Genomic DNA, 18,122 nt, shown 5'->3' on the forward strand with positions numbered 1-18,122 from the left:
CGGGCCGAAAATTGTAGGGTTTCTACAGCGGCAAGCACGAATACCCTTACTAGACTTGCCACAGCGGCCCTGCTTTTGTGTGGATTCACCTAAACGGCGAATTTCCCGCACGGGCCCGGGCCAACGCCCACGACCGACAGAGAACGTCAGCACAGAACAACAGAGCCGGAGACACCTGATGAGCCACGATCTGACCACGACTGCGGGAAAGATTGCCGATTTCCGCGACCGCCAGGCCCGTGCCGAGCAGCCCTCCGGCCCCGAAGCCATCGCCAAGCAGCATGCCCGAGGCAAGAACACCGCCCGCGAGCGCATCGACCTACTCCTCGACGCCGGCTCCTTCGTGGAGTTCGATGCCCTGGCCGTGCACCGCTCCACCGCGTTCGGCATGGAGAAGAAGAAACCCCTCGGCGACGGCCTGGTCTCCGGCTACGGCACCGTCGACGGCCGGCCGGTCGCCGTCTACAGCCAGGACTTCTCCGTCTACGGCGGGTCCCTCAGCCAGGTCAACGGCGAGAAGATCGTCAAGGTCCAGGAATTCGCGCTGCGCAACGGCTGCCCGGTGGTCGGCATCCTCGACGGCGGCGGCGCCCGCATCCAGGAGGGCGTCGCCTCGCTGGCCATGTTCGCGGACATCTTCCGCAACAACGTCCACGCCTCCGGCGTCGTCCCGCAGATCTCCCTCATCATGGGCCCCTCCGCCGGCGGCGCGGCCTACTCCCCCGCCCTGACCGACTACGTGGTCATGGTGGACAAGACCTCGCACATGTTCATTACCGGCCCCGACGTGATCAAGACCGTCACCGGCGAGGACGTGGACATGGAGACCCTGGGCGGCGCCCGCCAGCACAACGCCAACACCGGCACCTCCACCTACCTGGCCGCCGACGAGGCCGACGCCGTCGAGTTCGTCCGCGAACTGCTGGACTTCCTGCCCTCGAACAATCTGGCCGAGGCCCCCGTGCTGGAACACGCGCAGGAACTCGAGCTCGACGACGAGGACCTCGCCCTGGACGCGCTCATCCCGGACTCGGCCAACCAGCCGTACGACATGCGCAAGGTGATCGAGCAGATCGTCGACGACGCGCACTTCCTGGAGATGCAGTCCCTCTACGCGCCGAACGTCATCATCGGCTACGGCCGGGTCGAGGGCCACACCGTGGGCGTCGTGGCCAACCAGCCGATGCAGTTCGCCGGCACCCTGGACATCGCCGCCTCGGAGAAGGCCGCCCGCTTCGTCCGGCACTGCGACGCCTTCAACATCCCGATCATCACCCTGGTGGATGTGCCCGGCTTCCTGCCCGGCAAGGACCAGGAGTTCCAGGGCATCATCCGCCGCGGCGCCAAGCTGCTCTACGCCTACGCCGAGGCCACCGTGCCGAAGCTGACCGTGATCACCCGCAAGGCCTACGGCGGAGCGTACATCGTGATGGGCTCCAAGAAGCTGGGCGCGGACCTGAACCTCGCCTGGCCCACCGCGCAGATCGGCGTCATGGGCGCCCAGGGCGCCGTCAACATCCTGTACCGCCGCGACCTGGCGGCCGTGGCGGAGGCCGGCGGCGACGTCGAGGCCAAGCGCGCCGAGGTCATCCGGCAGTACGAGGAGGAGCTCCTCAACCCGTACCAGGCTGCCGAGCTTGGCTACGTCGACGCCGTGATCGCCCCGTCGGAGACCCGGCTGCAGATCATCAAGGGCCTGCGGGCGCTGCGGGACAAGCGCGCCAGCCTGCCCGCCAAGAAGCACGGGAACATCCCGCTGTGACCGCCGCTCCAGACCCCGCAGCCGCGCCGGCGGAGCAGCCCCTGCTGGCCGTCGTCAAAGGCGATCCCACCGCGGAGGAACTCGCCGCGCTTACCGCCGTCGTCCTGTCCCTGGGCAGCGGCGCGCCGGCGGAGGCGAAGCAGCCCAGCGCCCGTCACTGGATCCGCCGGCAGCAGCTGCAGCTGGCCCCCAAGCCCGGCCCGGGCTCGTGGAAACGCAGCCGCGGCTAAAAGTTCAGTAACCCTTTCATAACTGCGCGGGCCGGGCTAGTGTCGGTCGGGTGACTATCGAAACCAACACCCCCGCCGCCGGCACGCCGGCCCGCCCGCAGACCCGGATCGACGCCGTCGCCGACGCGTACACGGACACCCTGATCCGGCTCAACCCGAGCTTCGCCACCGAACTGGGCCTGCCCGGCCACGAGACCGAGTACCCGGACTTCTCCCCCGCCGGCCATGACGCGTTCGCCGCCGCGGCCCGCGAGGCACTGGACGCCCTGGACGGGCTGGAGCCGGAGGACGACGTCGACGCCGTCACCCTGGACGCGATGCGCGAGCGCCTGGGCCTCGAACTGGAAATCCACGAGTCGGGCTGGGGCCTGGCCCAGTTGAACAACATCGAATCCCCGGCCCAGCAGATCCGGGCCATCTTCGACCTGATGCCCACGGCCACCACCACGGACTGGGAGCACATCGCCGGCCGCGCGCACAACATCGGCGGCGCCATCGACGGCTACATCGAATCCCTCCGCGCGGCCAAGGCCGACGGCAAGGTCTCCGCCGCGCGCCAGGTGCGGATCGTCATCGAGCAGACCACCAAGTACGCCGCCGAAGACGGTTTCTTCGCCAAGCTCGCCGCCGGCGCCCGCACCGATGACGGCCCGCTTCCGGCAGACCTGCAGTCGGACCTCGACGCCGGCGCCGCGGACGCCCGCGTGGCCTACTCCCGCCTGGCCGGGTTCCTCGAATCCGAGCTGCTGCCGGTCGCCCCGGACAAGGACGCCGTGGGCCGCGAACGCTATGCCCTGGCCGCCCGCCAGTTCCTCGGCGCCGCCGTGGACCTGGAGGAAACCTACGCCTGGGGCGTGCAGGAACTGGACCGGCTGATCGCCGAGCAGGAGCGCGTCGCGGACCAGATCCGTCCCGGCGCCTCCATAGAAGAGGCCAAGGAGATCCTGAACAACGACCCGGCACGCCAGCTCAAGGGCACCGACGCGCTCCAGGCCTGGATGCAGGAACTCTCGGACAAGGCCGTGGCGGACCTCGCCGGCGTGCACTTCGAGATCCCGGACATCATGAAGTCCCTGGAATGCCGGATCGCCCCCACCGACGAGGGCGGCATCTACTACACCGGCCCGTCCGAGGACTTCAGCCGCCCCGGCCGCATGTGGTGGTCCGTACCCGCCGGCGAGGACACCTTCACCACCTGGGCCGAGACCACCACCGTCTTCCACGAGGGCGTCCCGGGCCACCACCTGCAGGTTGCCACCGCCGTCTACCGCCGCGAGCTGCTGAACAAGTGGCGCCGCAGCGTCTGCTGGACCTCAGGCCACGGCGAGGGCTGGGCGCTGTACGCCGAGAAGCTGATGCAGGAACTGGGCTACCTCAAGGATCCGGGCGACCACATGGGCATGCTGGACATGCAGCGGATGCGGGCGGCCCGCGTGGTCTTCGACATCGGCGTGCACCTGGAGCTCGAGGTCCCCGAACGCTGGGGCAGCGGCACCTGGACCTCGGAGAAGGGCTTCGACTTCCTCAAGGCCAACCTGCCGATCAGCGAGGGCCAGCTGAAGTTCGAGTTCACCCGCTACCTGGGCTGGCCGGGCCAGGCCCCGTCCTACAAGGTTGGCCAGCGGCTCTGGGAGCAGATCCGGGCCGAGCTGGAGGCGCGCCCCGGCTTCGACTTGAAGGCGTTCCACACCAAGGCGCTGAATATGGGCTCGGTGGGGCTGGACACGCTGAAGCGGGCGCTGCTGGGCTAGTTATTCCGAGCCGACCTTGCGGGTCAGCTCAGGCAGAGGCAGAAGGGGTGGCCGGCCGGGTCCAGGAAGACCCGGAAGGTCTCCCCCGGCTGGTGCTCGTGCCGGGTCGCGCCGAGCTCGAGCACCGCCGTCTCGGCCGCGTCGAGGTCGTCAACGGTCAGGTCCAGGTGCATCTGCTGCGGCATTTCCTGGCCCGGCCACTGCGGCGGGACGAAGGATTCCACTTTCTGGAAATTGATCGAGTCGCCGTACTCGGCGCGGATGGAGGTCCACCCCTCGTCGTCCTGCTCGATGGTCCAGTCGAGCAGGACGCCGTAAAACCGCGCCAGGGCCCGGGGGTCAGGGCAGTCGAGGACGACGGCGGGAAAGCGTGCGATAGCCATGGCGCCACTCTAGGGCGCATCCTGCCGAGAGACAATCACCACACTCCGGGCCGGAATAACTTCACAATGGGGCAGTCTTTCGGCGTCGTTGCAGGGTTTTTCGAAGCACAACGCAAAATCTGCCGCGTAACATTTCTCAACATTGGTTCGTCGTGGTATTGGCCGTGGTCCTAGCGTATTCGGGTGACCACTCAGACAAGTACCCCCGCAACCGCAGGCAAGCCCGGTTTTCGGCTGCCACGCTGGGCCGGCTCGTTCGGCTTCCAGATCATCGCCGCGCTGATCGTCGGCCTGGGCCTTGGCCTGCTCGCGAAGTACACGGGCAGCACCAAGGCGGCCCCGAACGCCCTCGGCGCCACCCTGCAGACCATCGGTTCGAGCTACGTCTCGCTGCTGCAGACGGCCGTCGTCCCGCTGATCTTCACCGCCGTCGTCAGCTCCATCTCAAACCTCCGCGCCGTCTCCAACGCTGCCCGGCTGGCCTGGAACACGCTGCTCTGGTTCGCGATCACCTCGCTGATCGCGGTCCTGATCGGCATGGGCCTGGGCGTCCTGCTGCAGCCCGGCGCCGGCACCGGCATCACCCAGGAAGCCAAGTACACCGGCAAGTCCGGCGACTGGTGGGCGTTCCTGATCGGACTCTTCCCGAAGAACTTCCTGGGCCTGGGCGCCAGCACCACCGTCGCTGACGGCACCGCCACGACGGCCGTGAGCTTCAACGTCCTCCAGATCCTGGTGATCGCGATCGCCGTCGGCATCGCCGCGCTCAAGGTGGGCAAGGCCGCCGAGCCGTTCCTGAACCTCAACGCCTCCGCCCTGGCCGTCATCCAGAAGGTCCTCTGGTGGATCATCCGGATCGCCCCGCTGGGTACCGTCGGCCTGATCGGCAACGCCGTCGCCGTCTACGGCTGGGACACCATCGGCTCGCTCGGCAAGTTCGCCGTCGCCATCTACGCCGGCCTGGTGCTGGTCCTGTTCGTGGTCTACCCGGTCCTGATCCGCAGCCACGGCCTGTCCATCAAGCAGTACTTCTCCGGTGTGTGGCCGGCCGTGCAGCTGGCCTTCGTCTCGCGCTCCTCGGTGGGAACCCTGCCTCTGACCCAGCGCGTCACCGAACGGTCCCTGGGCGTCCCCCGCGCCTACGCCTCCTTCGCCGTGCCGCTGGGCGCCACCACCAAGATGGACGGCTGCGCCGCGATCTACCCGGCCGTGTCCGCGATCTTCGTGGCCCAGTTCTTCGGCATCCAGCTGGACTTCAGCCAGTACCTGCTGATCGCACTGGTCTCCGTCCTGGGCTCCGCCGCGACCGCCGGCACCACCGGCGCCGTCGTGATGCTGACCCTGACGCTCTCCACCCTGGGCCTGCCGCTGGCCGGCGTCGGCCTCCTGCTGGCGATCGACCCGATCCTCGACATGGGCCGCACTGCGGTCAACGTCGCGGGCCAGGCGCTGGTCCCCACGATCGTCGCGAAGCGCCAGGGCATCCTGGACGAGGCGCTCTACAACGCCCCGCGCAACGGTGACCCGTTCGCCGACGACGACGCCGAGTCCGAGGGCTCCGACCCGACCGCCGCGGCAGTCAGCCGCGAGGCCGACGCCGACGAGTTCGAGGGCGGGCGCCTGGTGGGCAGCAAGGCCTGACCTACCCGCCACAAGTAAAGGTCCCCGGGAGATACGTCTCCCGGGGACCTTTCCGTTTAATCCCGCCTCATCGGCGTCGTTTCTTTTCGGTCAGCGTCCGCCGCCGCCGATGACGCCCTTCTCGACGGCCTTGGTGACGGCATCCGCCTCGGCCTGGGTGAGGGTGCCGCTACTGACGGCCTTGTCCAGCTTCGTCTTCAGCGCGGCCGCGTGCTTGGCCTGCGCCTCCGACTTCAATTCATCCAGCGCCGCGGTGACCTTGGCCTCGTCGATTCCCAGCGAGGAGGCGAGCGACTTGGCCAGCTCCGCCTCCATCGCGGCGCGGTCCGGCTTGGTGCCCTGGGCCGGCGGCGTGGACGGCTTGTGCGCGTCACGGAAGGCCTTCAGGGCATCGACCACCTTGGTCTTGTCCACGCCCAGCTTGGTGGCGAGTTCCGCGGCCTTGACGCCGGCCATGCCTTCGCGGTCGCCGCGGCCGTGGCCGCCGCGCATCCCGTCGCCGTCGCCCTTGGTGGTGCTGCCGTCGGCGGGCGCGCTGGAGCTGGCGCTCGGACTGGGGGCGGGAGTGGTGGTGGCGGAAGCCATCCCGGCCACCCCGAGGCCTGCGCCCAGGGCCAGGGCGGTGGCCGAGACGCCGAGCGTGATTCTCTTGGTACGTGACATGCGATGTCTCCTGGTCTGCCGTCAGCGACGGCGGTGTCAGTCTTACGGTGTGCGGCGGCCCGGAAACCATGGTGGCTGACGGACCGGCCGCTTTTCCATTTTGTACTGCCCTTTTCTGCGTGGGCTGTTGGGAACCTTTTAGCTTCCTGTGAATGCTGATCACTGGTTAGGCTCAGGGCATGCTGATCGTCACCACCAACGACATCCCCGGCCACCGCATCGACGCCGTCTTCGGGGAGGTCATGGGCCTTACCGTCCGCTCGCGCGACGTCGGCGCCCAGGTGGTGGCGGGCTTCCGTTCGCTGGCGGGCGGAGAACTGCGCGAATTGACCGATGTGCTCTACGAGAGCCGGCAGGAGGTCATGGCCCGAATGGTGGCTGAGGCGGCCCAGCGCGGCGCCAATGCGATCGTGGCGATGCGCTTCGACACCGCCCACATGGCCAACAACTGGTCCGAAATCTGCGCCTACGGCACGGCGGTCTACGCGATTCCGCTGACCAGCGGCGAGCCGGGCGCCACCGGACAGTCGATCCAGCTGACGACGCCGTCATAAATTTGCCCGGAGTGCAAAGATGCACTTAGTGTAATTCCATGCCCCCATCCGCGACCGGTCCCGGCGCTCCCGCGGCCGCACCCCCAGCCGCACCCTCCCGGCGTGAACTGAACAAGGCCGCCACCCGTCAGGCCATCATTGACGCCGCCCTCGGCTTGCTGCGCGCCAGCGGCCCGGGCAACTTCACGGTCGAGGAAATCGCCGACGCGGCCGGAATCTCCCGCCGCACCTTCTTCAACTACTTCGGCAGCACCGATGCCGTCATCGCCTCGGTCACGCACGGCTTCCTGGACAACGCGCTGCAACAGTTTCGGCTGCGACCGGTCAGCGAACCCATCCTGGAGGCAGCCAAGGCCTCGCTGATGGCCCTCGCTGATCCCATGACCATCGCCCCGCTGGCAGAGCTGTACACGCTCGGCCTCTCCAACCCGCAGCTGAACCGCTCGGAACTGGAGGCCTGGGACCACTGCACCGCCGAGATCATCGACGCCGCCCGGTCCCGCTTCACCGGCCCGGCCGGGGCGCTCGACGAGCTCTATTTGCGGGCGCTGGCCAGCTCGGTCATCGCCTGCGGCAAGGCCGCCATGGACCTCTGGTTCGACCGCTGCCACGGCGACCTCTCCCCCGCGTCGTTGTCCACCCTCCGCCAGCTCCTCATCGACTCCATGAGCCTGCTGGGCTCCGGATTCGCTTCCCCGGCGGCCGCCCCGGCCGCCGCTTCCACCGCCACCCCTTCCCCAGATCGGTTCTGACATGGCACTCCTGCTGTACCGCCTCGGCAAGTTCTCCTACCGCCACCGCTGGCTGGTCATTTCGCTGTGGCTCGCCGTCATGGTGGCCGTCGGCGGGGCCGCCGCCGCCTTCCACGGCACCCTCAGCAACAACTTCCAGATCCCGGGCACCGAGACCCAGCAGATGGCGGACAAGCTCAAGAAGGACCTGCCGTCGTCCTCCGGCGGCTCCGCCACGGTGGTCTTCGAGGCCAACGACGCGCAGTTCAGCCAGGCAGGCAGGGACGCGGTGTCCGCCGCCCTGGCCAAGCTCAAAACCATTCCCGACGTGCAGGGAACCGTGGACCCTTTCACCACCCAGGCGCAGCTGGACAAGGCAGGCACCGACCTGGCCGCCGGCGAGCAGCAGGCAGCCGCCGGCAAGGCCCAGTTGGACGCGTCGGCAGCGGAGTTGGCCGCCGGCAAGGCCAAGCTGGACGCCGCCGAGGCGCAGCTGAAGGCCGCCGGGTTGCCCGACGCCGCCATCGAGGCCCAGCTCGGCCAGCAGAAGGCGGCCCTCGCAGCCGGGCAGGCGAAGCTCGACGCGGGCACCAAGGACCTGGCCGCCGGCGACGCCAAGCTCGCGCTCGGAAAACGCCAGCTGGAGGCCTCCAAGGGTCTCCGGTTTGTCTCCGAGGACGGCAAGGCCGCGATCGCCCAGGTGCAGTTCAAGACCTCGATCAACGGCCTGAAGCCGGAGGTCCGGCAGCAGGTCCAGGACATCGTCAACGAGGTCTCCGCCGCCAATGTCACCGCCCTGCCCAGCAAGGAAATCAGCGAGGACATCTCGGAACTCTTCGGCACCGCGGAGGTCATCGGCATCGCCGTCGCCGCCCTGGTCCTGATCGTCATGCTCGGCACCCTGGTGGCAGCCGGCCTGCCGCTGCTGATGGCAATCGTGGGTGTGGCCGTCGGCGTCGGCGGGACCTTCGCGCTCAGCGGCGCCGTGGACATGAGCTCCATCTCCCCGATGCTGGCCCTGATGCTGGGGCTTGCCGTCGGCATCGACTACTCGCTCTTCATCGTCAACCGGCACCGCGGCCAGCTGCTCTCCGGCATGGACACGGAGGAGTCCGTGGCACTCGCCACCGGCACCTCCGGCAACGCAGTGATGTTCGCCGGGCTGACCGTCATCATCGCCCTGGCCGCCCTGGTGGTGCCCGGGCTGCCGTTCCTGGCCGTGATGGGCCTCTCCGCCGCCGCCACGGTGGCTGTCGCCGTCGTCGTCGCCCTGACGCTGACGCCGGCCATCCTGTCGCTGGTGGGCCGGAAGCTGATCTCGAAGCTGGCCTGGGCCAAGGCCGAACGGCACAACGCCGACCCCGGCCACGACTCGGAGGACCGGGAGCGGGACGAGTACCGCGGCAGCCACGGCTGGGGCGGCGTCGTCACCAAGCACCCGTGGCTGGCGCTCCTGGCCGGCGTGATCCTGCTGGGCGTCGTGGCGCTACCGGCCAGCCAGCTGCGGCTCGCCCTGCCGGACGCCAGCTCTGAACCGGTGGCCTCCACCGCGTTCAAGGCCTACGACGTCACCAAGCGCAGCTTCGGCGAAGGCATGACCGGGCCGATCATCGTGGTGGGCGACCTCCCCGAGGGCCTGGACGCGGCCGCCGCGCAGGCCAAGCAGTTCGACGTCGCCGACATTCTGCGGAAGACCGACAACGTGGCCGCCGCCGTGCCGTTGGCCCTCAGTGAGGACCGTCGGACCGCCGTGTTCCAGGTGCTGCCGAAGGAGGGTCCGGCCAGCGCCAGCACCGTCCAGGTGGTGGCCGATCTGCGGGCCGAGAAGGGCCAGATCAAGGACCAGACCGGGGTGTCTATCGGCCTGACCGGCCAGACCGCGGGCAACGTGGACGTCTCCACCAAGCTGGGCGACGCGCTGCCGCCGTACCTGGCGATCGTGGTGGGGCTCTCGCTGATCCTGCTGCTGCTGGTGTTCCGCTCCGTGGTGGTTCCGCTGCTGGCCACCGGCGGCTTCCTGCTCTCGCTCGCGGCGGCGTTCGGCGCCGTGGTGGCCGTGTACCAGTGGGGCTGGCTGGGGTCCGTGTTCGGTGTGGAGAATCCGGGCGCGGTGCTGAGCTTCCTGCCCATCATCTTGATCGGCGTGCTGTTCGGCCTGGCGATGGATTACCAGGTGTTCATTACCTCCGGCATGCGTGAGGCGTACATGCACGGCGAGACCGCTAAGCACGCGGTCCGGTCCGGCTTCAGCCACGCGGCCGCCGTGGTGACCGCCGCCGCGATCATCATGGTGAGTGTGTTCTCCGGCTTCATCTTCTCGCACCTGAACATGGTCCGGCCGCTGGGCTTCGCAATGGCGTTCGGCGTGCTGGTGGACGCTTTTGTGGTGCGCATGACGATCGTCCCGGCGGTCATGTACCTGCTGGGCAGCAAGGCGTGGTGGCTGCCGCGCTGGCTGGACCGGATTCTCCCGGACGTTGACGTCGAAGGCGCCAAGCTGCGCAAGGCCGACGCCGACGGCGAGGCCGCCGAGTCCGAGCCCGCCGGGGTCGCCGTGCGGTAACGAGGTCCCCGAGCGGGTCCCGCTCCCCGACGGCGCCTGCGCACCGCGGCTGTCGCCGACCAGCGAATGCCGCCGCTCGGATGCCGACCAACGAACGCCGCCCGTCGATCCCTGTGATCGGCGGGCGGTGTTCGTCATTCCGGGAAGTCTTCCCTGCCTGATGACCATCTCCTCGTCTGCACGGCACGGGCCTGCGGCAACAATTAACTTGCCGTCTGAGAAAGTTATTTATTACTCTTTCCATCATGGAAAATCATTCACGCCTGCTTCCGTCCCCTGAGGACGCCAACGCGCTCCTTGCCGAACTGGGCTCCGACCGGAATGTCCTCGCTGATAGCGTCCGGGTTCCCACCACGCTTATGGCCGCTCTCGGAGCCTGCGCAGCATGGTGGGTCTCTACCGCGGCCGCGACAACTCCGGGCGCGGGCTACCAGCCGCCGACGTCCGGCTGGCTGGGCCTTGTAGCCGTCCTCATCATCGTTCATCTCATCCGCCGCGAGACGGGCATCCGGTTCCGCACCCTGGGTCTGCGGGCCACCGTGTTGCTCGCAGTCATCCTGGTGGCATGCCTCGCGTTGTTCTCGGTGTCCTTGGCCCTGGTTTCCCTTGGCGCTGCCTGGGCCGTGGCTCTGACCAGTCTCTCTGCGTTCGGGGCCGTTATGTGGCTGTCCGGGGCTGCCTTCCGTTCCGCACTGGAGCACCTCCGCCGTGGCTGAGGCACGCTTTGACGAGCTCATCCACGCCCCGGTGCGTCTTCGGATCTGCGGACTCCTGCGCCCGGTCGACACGATGGATTTCGCGATTCTGCGGGACACCCTGGGAGTCTCCGACGCGACCCTGTCTAAGCATCTGAAAGCCCTCACCGATGCCGGGTACGCCAGCACCACCAAGTCGGCCTCGGCCGCCCGCAGCGACGCCCGCCGGCTGACCTGGGTGGGACTCACCCCGGTCGGCCGGAAAGCGTTCGGGGCTCATGTCCGGGCTCTGCAGGACATCGCGGGTACCTCGGGCTGAGGTCCGCAGGGTGACGAGGACCCACCCCGCGGCGCCCCGCCCGAACACTCCTTCTACCCTGCCCGTGGAACGGCGTCGGCTCCGCGGTATCTCTTGAGCTCCTTCCTTCGCCCGGGGCTCTCACCCCTGCCCGACCGCATCGGAACCTCCGCTGCCGCGGTTCGCGCCCTCGCGGCAGTACCGGGAAGCGGCGGGGCAATCGACGAGTAAGTGTGGCCGGTGGGCGTCGTCAGTTCAAAGGCGTGGCGACCCTCTGACGGTCTGCCATCGGTCCGGGCTCTGTCTGCCGATCGGGCGGTCCAGCAGGGGGCTTCTTTGGTGTGGTTGCAGGCTTCGCAGAGTCCGGCGCCGTTGGCTGAGGTTGTTTCTCCGCCGCGGTACCAGGGAACGACGTGGTCCAGGTGCCGGATGGGCGCGTCGCAATAGGGGGTGCGGCAGGTGTCGTCGCGGGTTTCGATGAACCGGCGCAGCCCGGTGGGGAAGAGCCGGGCCCGGGAGTCCATGCCGGTCAGTTCGCCGGTGCCGGGCGCGGTGTAGAGCCGCCGGACCCAGGTCGTGAACTCTGCGTTGTCGCCTTTGCCGGCCACGAGTTTCCTGGCCCACCCGGCCGGGACGATCCCGTAGCCGGCGAGCCGGGCGGGTTCACTGTCCCCGGCGAGGAGGGCGCGGTCGGTCATGACGAGCTGAACCTCGATGCCGGTGATCCCGCCCGGGGTCCCGGTGACCCGCTCAACGAGGGCGTCGGCCATGAGTTGTCCGCGGGTGCGGGTGTCTCCGGTGGCGCGGGCGGCGTCGGCGTGCCGGGTCAGTGCGGCGTAGGCGGCGACTCCCGCGGCGACGGGGAGCAGGGCGGTGAGGTAGCACATGGTGTCCGGGGCCGGTCGGAGACTCACACTGCGTTCCGTTTCGGCGCGGGCTGCCCGTTGAGTGACGGAGCGTGGGTCGTGCCGGTAGGCGGCGGCTTTGGCTGCGGAGATGATGGAACGGTCGCCGGCGCCGTCGAAGGTGCCGGTGTCGGCGGCGAGTTCCCCGTCCACGGCGGCCCGGTCGGCGGCGTCCAGGCAGGCGGTTTCGCGGACCAGGAGCGTGGCCCGCCATTCGTTCAGGCGCCCGGTCTCGAGGGCGGCGAGGGTGTGCGGCATCTCGGTCACCAGTGCCCGGGCCAGCCCCAGCAGGCGGGAGCCTTTGGCCGGGGATTCCCGCCGCGCCAACGCGATCTCCGCCCCCACCCCGGCGCCGAGCTGGTCCGCGGGCACGCCAAGAGCGGCCTGTTCCCGCCGCCGGACTAGATCCAGCGCCACGGCCAGCCTGGCCTGCCGGGCCGAGATCGCCGACTTCCGGTCCTCCAAAGCGCGGAGCTCATCAATGATCGCCGCCGCGTCTCCCGCCACCGGGACCGCGCCGACTGACTCCTCGAAAAGCTTCCGACTGCCTTCCATAAGCCAATTCAATCGGAGGGGTCTGACAATATAAGGCCGTCCCCCGCCATAACGTCGAACCCCCGCCGCAGTGGCTTAGACCTGGCGACGGTCATGCCGCCACGCGGCCGGAAGCCGTCCTCGGCGACGCACCGTCGTCGTCCGCTGCGCTTCGATGCGCGGCGGCCGCCCCGACCAAGCCCGCACCCACCGCATACCCACCCAGCCCGCCACACTGTCGGCCCGAGGAACTACGCTGGTTCCGTGACCCGCCTGATCCTCGCCTCCCAGTCCCCCGCCCGCACCAAGCTGCTCAGCAACGCCGGCATCGCGCACACCGTTCTCGTCTCGGACGTCGATGAGGACGCCGTCCAGGCCCGCTACGGCGTAACCGACCCACACGATACCGCCCTCCTCCTGGCCCGCGCCAAGGCCGAGGCGGTCGCGTCGCTGCCCGAGGCGGAGGGCGCCCTGGTGATCGGCTGCGATTCCGTTTTCGAATTCGACGGCGAAGCCCACGGCAAGCCCTACACCCCCGAGGTCGCCAAGGAGCGCATGCTCCGGATGAGCGGCAGCATGGGCATCCTGCACACCGGCCATTGGCTGGTCGACTGCCGGGACACCGACGAATCGGACGACGACGGCGGCCCCGGTTCCGGTGCGACGCTCGGCTCCGTCGCCTCGGCCGAGGTGCACTTCATGGAGATGAGCGAGGCGGAGATCGACACCTACATTGCCACCGAGGAGCCGCTCCTCTGCGCCGGATCGTTCACCATCGACGGCTACGGCGGGGCGTTCATCCGCAAGGTCGACGGCGACCCGCACACCGTCGTCGGGCTCTCCATCTCCACCCTCCGCGGCCTCCTGACCCAGGCGGGAGTCAACGTCACACAGCTGTGGACCTCCGGCGCCGCGAATCCCGCCGAGGTCCGCGCCGAGTGAGGCAATTCGCACGGCCTTGTAGGAACCCCACAAAGGAATAGCGGTTTACGCGCGGGATCCGCAAGGAATCTCGGCGGAACCCACAAAACCGCGCTAGGCTCCGTGAAGGAAAGAAGGAGACGCCTTGTCAGCTATTTCGGAGCAGTCCGTCCAGTCCGCGCCCGCCTCAACCCAGCCGGGCACCCGTCGCCTGAGCAAGGTGCTGATCGCCAACCGCGGCGAGATCGCGGTGCGCATCATCCGCGCCGCCCGTGACGAAGGCCTGGCCTCGGTGGCCGTCTACGCCGATCCGGACCGCGACGCGCTGCACGTCAAGCTCGCCGACGAGGCCTACGCGCTCGGCGGCAACACTGCGGCCGAGTCCTACCTGGTCATGGACAAGCTGATCGAGGTGGCCCTGCGCTCCGGCGCCGACGCCGTCCACCCCGGCTACGGCTTCCTGGCCGAGAACGCCGAGTTCGCCGCAAAGGTCATCGCCGCCGGCATCACCTGGATCGGCCCCTCCCCCGAGGCCATCTCCGCCCTCGGTGACAAGGTCCAGGCCCGGCACATCGCCGAAAAGGTCGGTGCGCCCCAGGTTCCCGGCACCGCCGACCCCGTCAGCTCCGCCGAGGAAATCCTCGAATTCGTCGACACGTTCGGCCTCCCGGTCGCCATCAAGGCGGCCTTCGGCGGCGGCGGCCGCGGCATCAAGGTCGCCCGCACCCGCGAGGAAATCCCCGAACTGTTCGAATCCGCCGTCCGCGAGGCCACCGCAGCCTTCGGCCGCGGCGAATGCTTCATCGAACGCTTCCTCGACGCTCCCCGCCACGTCGAAACCCAGTGCCTGGCCGACGCGCACGGCAACGTCGTCGTCGTCTCCACCCGTGACTGCTCACTGCAGCGCCGCAACCAGAAACTGGTCGAAGAGGCCCCCGCACCGTTCCTCACCGACGAGCAGAACCAGCGCCTCTACGAATCCTCCAAAGCCATCCTCAAAGAGGCCGGCTACCTCGGCGCGGGCACCTGCGAATTCCTGGTCGGCCAGGATGGCACCATCTCCTTCCTCGAGGTCAACACCCGCCTTCAGGTGGAGCACTGCGTCTCCGAGGAAGTCACCGGCATCGACCTGGTCCGCGAACAGTTCCGGCTGGCCCGCGGCGAGGAGCTCGGCTACGGCGATCCCGAGGTCCGCGGCCACTCGATCGAATTCCGCATCACCGGCGAGGACCCGGGCCGAAACTTCATGCCCGCCCCCGGCACCATCACCGCACTGAAGAACCCCACCGGCCCCGGCGTCCGGATCGACTCCGGCGTGGAGCAGGGCGACGTCATCAGCGGCAACTTCGACTCCATGCTCTCCAAGCTGGTCATCACCGGCGCCACCCGCGAGCAGGCCCTGCAGCGCTCCCGCCGCGCCCTCGAGGAGATGGTGGTCGAGGGAATCCCCACCGTCATCCCGTTCGATCTGGCCGTCGTCAGCAACCCCGACTTCGCCCCGGCGGAGGGACCGTTCAAGGTCCACACCCGCTGGATCGAGACCGCGTTCGTCAACGACATCCCCGCCTGGACACCGGGCGGCGCCACTGCCGAGGCGGCCGACGCCGGCGAACGCCAGCGCGTCGTCGTCGAGGTCGGCGGCAAGCGCCTCGAAGTGGTGCTGCCGGCATCGCTGGGCACCGTCTCGGGCGGTGGCGGCGCCAAACCGGCGAAGGCCAAGAAGCGCTCCCGCAGCGCCAGCGCGGCAGCTCCGGCCGGCGGCAACGCCCTGACATCCCCCATGCAGGGCACCATCGTCAAAGTGGCCGTGGCCGAAGGCGAGCGGGTGGCCGAGGGCGACCTCGTCGTCGTGCTCGAGGCCATGAAGATGGAACAGCCGCTCACCGCGCACCGCGCCGGCATCGTCATCGGCCTGTCCGCCTCCGCCGGAGAGACCGTCTCCGCGGGCGCGGTCATCGCGATGATCGAGGACGGCGAGAGCGCCGAATAGCGGCCGCGTCGGCGGCGGTGCAGACTTAGGTCTGTGAAGCCCTTCCTGCTGCTCGCCTCCCGCGCGGAGGACGCCGCCGCCGACGACGAATACCTCGCCTACCTGCGCTACACAGGCCTGGCCGAGTCCGGGCTGCATCGGATCCGGATGGAGGCCGCTCCGCTGCCGCCACTGGATCTGGAACGGTACTCGGGCGTGATTGTCGGCGGCAGCCCTTTCACCTCCAGCGACCCCGCGGAGGACAAAACGGACGTCCAGCACCGGGTGGAGCGTGAGCTGTTCGCCCTGCTGGACCGGATCGTGGCCGAGGACTTCCCCTTCCTGGGCGCCTGCTACGGCGTCGGTACCCTGGGCCTGCACCAGGGCGCCGTCATCGACCGGACCTACGGCGAGGGCCTGGGCGGAGTGACCGTCAGCCAGACCGACGCGGGCCGGCAGGACCCACTGCTGCGCGGACTGCCGGAATCATTCACCGCGTTCGTCGGGCACAAGGAGGCCTGCACCGTGCTGCCCGGCGGCGCTGTGCTGCTGGCCAGCTCGGAGACTTGCCCGGTGCAGATGTTCCGGATCCGGTCCAACCTCTATGCCACCCAGTTCCACCCGGAGCTCGATGCCGACGGCCTCACCACCCGGATCGACATCTACCGGCACGCCGGCTACTTCCCGCCGGAATCCGCCGAGGAACTCATGGCCCAGGCCCGAAGCCACAACGTGACCGAGCCGATGGCCATCCTGCGCAACTTCGTGGAGCGGTACGCGCGCTAGCCCGCCCAAGGAGGCCGCCGCCGTCGTACGCTCCTCCCCGCTTACTTCCGGCCGCACCCTCCCCGGACACGGAAATGCCCGGCGTGTCGGGTGCACACGCCGGGCATTCGCCGCAGTAACCGGGGAGGAGCGTCAGGCCACGTTGTTCTCGTAGTCCAGATCGCGGGTCTCACGGCTGATGAACAGCGCGATCAGGGTCAGCACCGCCATGACCGAGAGGTAGATGCCCACCAGGACGGGGCTGCCCTTGGCGGACTCCCACAGCCAGACGGCGATGAACGGAGCCACGGCCGCACCCAGGATGGAGGAGACGTTGTAGCTGATGGCGGAGCCGGTGTACCGGACGTTGGTCGGGAAGAGCTCCGGCAGCAGCGCACCCATCGGTCCGAAGGTCAGGCCCATCAGGGAGAAGCCGATGATCAGCAGGCCCATGGCACCGGCGAACCCGGCGCTGAACAGCGGCACGAAGAGCAGGCCGAAGACGAAGATGCCGGTGGTGACGGCGAGCAGCATCTTGCGGCGTCCGTACTTCTCGGCCAGCGGGCCGGAGACCAGGGTGAAGATGCCGAAGAACACGACGCCGGCGATCAGCATCCAGAGGAAGTCGTTGCGGGAGTAGCCCAGGCCCGGGACGAACGCGGCCGCGGCGGCCTCGCTCATCGGCTTGCCGGCCTTCTCCGCGGCGGCCTGCGCGCCGGCCAGGGTCGGCTTGGTGCCGTAGGTCAGCGTGAACGTGGTCATCAGGTAGAAGAGCACGTAGGTGGCGAGCATGATGAAGGTGCCCAGGATCAGCGGGCGCCAGCTGGTCTTGAAGACCCGGCCCAACGGCAGCTTGGCGACCTCGTTGCTCTCCAGCACCTTGGTGAAGGCGGGCGTTTCGATCAGCTTCAGCCGGACGTACAGGCCGATGATGACCATGACGGCGCTGACCAGGAACGGCACGCGCCAGCCCCAGTCGCTGAAGGCCTGCGGGCTCAGGGTGTAGCTGAAGACCAGGAAGAGCACGTTGGCGATGATGAAGCCGATCGGCGCGCCCAGCTGCGGGAACGTTCCGTAGATCGCGCGCTTGTTGGCCGGGGCGTTCTCCGTCGCGAGCAGCGCGGCGCCGCTCCATTCGCCGCCGAGGGCCAGGCCCTGGGCGAAGCGCATGACCACCAGCAGTGCCGGCGCCCAGAATTCCCAGCCCGGGACCAGGGCGGTGGGGAGGCAGCCAATCAGGAAGGTGGCGATGCCCATGGTGAGCAGCGAGGCCACGAGGGTGCCCTTGCGGCCGAACTTGTCACCGAAGTGCCCAAAGACGATGGAGCCGAGCGGACGGGCGACGAACGCGACGCCGAAGACGGCGAAGGAGCTCAGGAGCTGGGTGGTCTCGTTCTGGCCCGGGAAGAAGAGCTTCGGGAAGACCAGGACGGCGGCCGTGGCGTAGACGTAGAAGTCGTAGAACTCGACGGTGGTGCCGATCAGGCTGGCAACGATCACGCGGCCGCGCGAGTTCACCTGCTTGGCGGATCCATGCTCCGTCGACATGGCGGTGGGTGACATGTGAGAACGCTTTCATCAAGACCGGTGGCCCGTGGGGGCCGTCCGGCAAAGGAGTGGAATATATCTGCCATATTACGCGGCACTGTCCACGAGTTGGACATTTATTTCACTATTTGGACATCTGCGTGTCGCCCGGATTAGGGGTTGGCTGGCCCGGGATGCCGCCGGCGCCTCACGCCCAGGCTGAGCCCCGG

Annotated in this window: 16 protein-coding genes; 12 read left to right on the forward strand and 4 right to left on the reverse strand. The window is 68.8% G+C overall.

Features of this window, described 5'->3' with window-relative positions; all coding sequences use genetic code 11:
* Positions 1-178 precede the first annotated feature (178 nt).
* Genes ACFUCU_RS09960 through ACFUCU_RS09970 form a run of 3 tightly spaced genes read left to right on the forward strand, consistent with a single transcriptional unit; the run spans position 179 to position 3,743 of the window.
* Complete coding sequence (locus tag ACFUCU_RS09960) at positions 179-1,762, forward strand: acyl-CoA carboxylase subunit beta (protein ID WP_377972329.1); 1,584 nt, start codon at positions 179-181, stop codon at positions 1,760-1,762.
* Positions 1,759-1,992: an acyl-CoA carboxylase subunit epsilon gene (locus ACFUCU_RS09965; protein ID WP_290258463.1), complete on the forward strand. Its 234-nt coding sequence runs from the start codon at positions 1,759-1,761 to the stop codon at positions 1,990-1,992. The genes ACFUCU_RS09960 and ACFUCU_RS09965 overlap by 4 nt, the downstream gene beginning before the upstream one ends.
* Positions 1,993-2,042: 50 nt before the next feature.
* The gene (locus ACFUCU_RS09970; RefSeq protein ID WP_377972331.1) at positions 2,043-3,743 is read left to right on the forward strand and encodes a DUF885 domain-containing protein; all 1,701 of its coding nucleotides are present in this window, start codon (positions 2,043-2,045) and stop codon (positions 3,741-3,743) included.
* A 23-nt stretch (positions 3,744-3,766) separates the two neighbouring features.
* Here the strand turns inward: ACFUCU_RS09970 and ACFUCU_RS09975 are convergent, their stop codons facing one another.
* Complete coding sequence (locus ACFUCU_RS09975; RefSeq protein WP_377972333.1) at positions 3,767-4,126, reverse strand: VOC family protein; 360 nt, start codon at positions 4,124-4,126, stop codon at positions 3,767-3,769.
* 183 nt (positions 4,127-4,309) lie between these two features.
* Here ACFUCU_RS09975 and ACFUCU_RS09980 point away from each other — a divergent pair, with 183 nt between their 5' ends.
* On the forward strand, positions 4,310-5,767 hold the full coding sequence (locus ACFUCU_RS09980) for a dicarboxylate/amino acid:cation symporter (RefSeq protein ID WP_377972335.1): 1,458 nt from the start codon (positions 4,310-4,312) through the stop codon (positions 5,765-5,767).
* 90 nt (positions 5,768-5,857) lie between these two features.
* Here the strand turns inward: ACFUCU_RS09980 and ACFUCU_RS09985 are convergent, their stop codons facing one another.
* Positions 5,858-6,430 (reverse strand): hypothetical protein, encoded by a 573-nt coding sequence (locus ACFUCU_RS09985; protein ID WP_377972336.1) that lies wholly within the window; start codon positions 6,428-6,430, stop codon positions 5,858-5,860.
* A 179-nt stretch (positions 6,431-6,609) separates the two neighbouring features.
* Between ACFUCU_RS09985 and ACFUCU_RS09990 the strand changes: the two genes are divergently transcribed.
* The 5 genes from ACFUCU_RS09990 (at position 6,610) to ACFUCU_RS10010 (ending at position 11,292) form a co-directional block, all read left to right on the forward strand.
* Entirely contained in the window at positions 6,610-6,984 is a 375-nt protein-coding gene (locus ACFUCU_RS09990) for a YbjQ family protein (protein WP_364136960.1), read from the forward strand.
* 38 nt (positions 6,985-7,022) lie between these two features.
* Positions 7,023-7,736, forward strand: coding sequence for a TetR/AcrR family transcriptional regulator (locus ACFUCU_RS09995; RefSeq protein ID WP_377972338.1), 714 nt, complete (start codon positions 7,023-7,025; stop codon positions 7,734-7,736).
* Between the two features lies 1 nt (position 7,737).
* Positions 7,738-10,278 carry an MMPL family transporter gene (locus ACFUCU_RS10000; RefSeq protein ID WP_377972340.1) on the forward strand — a complete coding sequence of 847 codons (2,541 nt, stop codon included), beginning with the start codon at positions 7,738-7,740 and terminating at the stop codon, positions 10,276-10,278.
* Between the two features lie 245 nt (positions 10,279-10,523).
* Positions 10,524-10,994 (forward strand): hypothetical protein, encoded by a 471-nt coding sequence (locus ACFUCU_RS10005; RefSeq protein WP_377972342.1) that lies wholly within the window; start codon positions 10,524-10,526, stop codon positions 10,992-10,994.
* Positions 10,987-11,292, forward strand: coding sequence for a transcriptional regulator (locus tag ACFUCU_RS10010; RefSeq protein ID WP_364136953.1), 306 nt, complete (start codon positions 10,987-10,989; stop codon positions 11,290-11,292). Before ACFUCU_RS10005 ends, ACFUCU_RS10010 begins: the two co-directional genes overlap by 8 nt.
* A gap of 53 nt (positions 11,293-11,345) precedes the next feature.
* Here ACFUCU_RS10010 and ACFUCU_RS10015 read toward each other — a convergent pair whose 3' ends face one another.
* Positions 11,346-12,731, reverse strand: coding sequence for an HNH endonuclease (locus tag ACFUCU_RS10015; protein ID WP_377972344.1), 1,386 nt, complete (start codon positions 12,729-12,731; stop codon positions 11,346-11,348).
* A gap of 243 nt (positions 12,732-12,974) precedes the next feature.
* Here ACFUCU_RS10015 and ACFUCU_RS10020 point away from each other — a divergent pair, with 243 nt between their 5' ends.
* The 3 genes from ACFUCU_RS10020 to ACFUCU_RS10030 all read left to right on the forward strand — a co-directional run bounded on the left by ACFUCU_RS10020 (position 12,975) and on the right by ACFUCU_RS10030 (position 16,386).
* The gene (locus ACFUCU_RS10020) at positions 12,975-13,652 is read left to right on the forward strand and encodes a Maf family protein (protein ID WP_377972345.1); all 678 of its coding nucleotides are present in this window, start codon (positions 12,975-12,977) and stop codon (positions 13,650-13,652) included.
* A 133-nt stretch (positions 13,653-13,785) separates the two neighbouring features.
* Entirely contained in the window at positions 13,786-15,621 is a 1,836-nt protein-coding gene (locus ACFUCU_RS10025) for an acetyl/propionyl/methylcrotonyl-CoA carboxylase subunit alpha (protein ID WP_377972515.1), read from the forward strand.
* Positions 15,622-15,654: 33 nt separating this feature from the next.
* Positions 15,655-16,386: a glutamine amidotransferase gene (locus ACFUCU_RS10030; protein ID WP_377972347.1), complete on the forward strand. Its 732-nt coding sequence runs from the start codon at positions 15,655-15,657 to the stop codon at positions 16,384-16,386.
* 132 nt (positions 16,387-16,518) lie between these two features.
* On the opposite strand, the gene ACFUCU_RS10035 is transcribed toward ACFUCU_RS10030, so the two are convergent.
* A complete protein-coding gene (locus ACFUCU_RS10035) occupies positions 16,519-17,928 on the reverse strand; it encodes an MFS transporter (protein ID WP_364136945.1) in 1,410 nt (469 codons plus the stop codon).
* Positions 17,929-18,122 lie beyond the last annotated feature (194 nt).

The organism is Arthrobacter sp. NPDC057259 (genome assembly GCF_042668995.1).
In the GTDB taxonomy this organism is placed as follows: Bacteria; Actinomycetota; Actinomycetes; order Actinomycetales; family Micrococcaceae; genus Arthrobacter.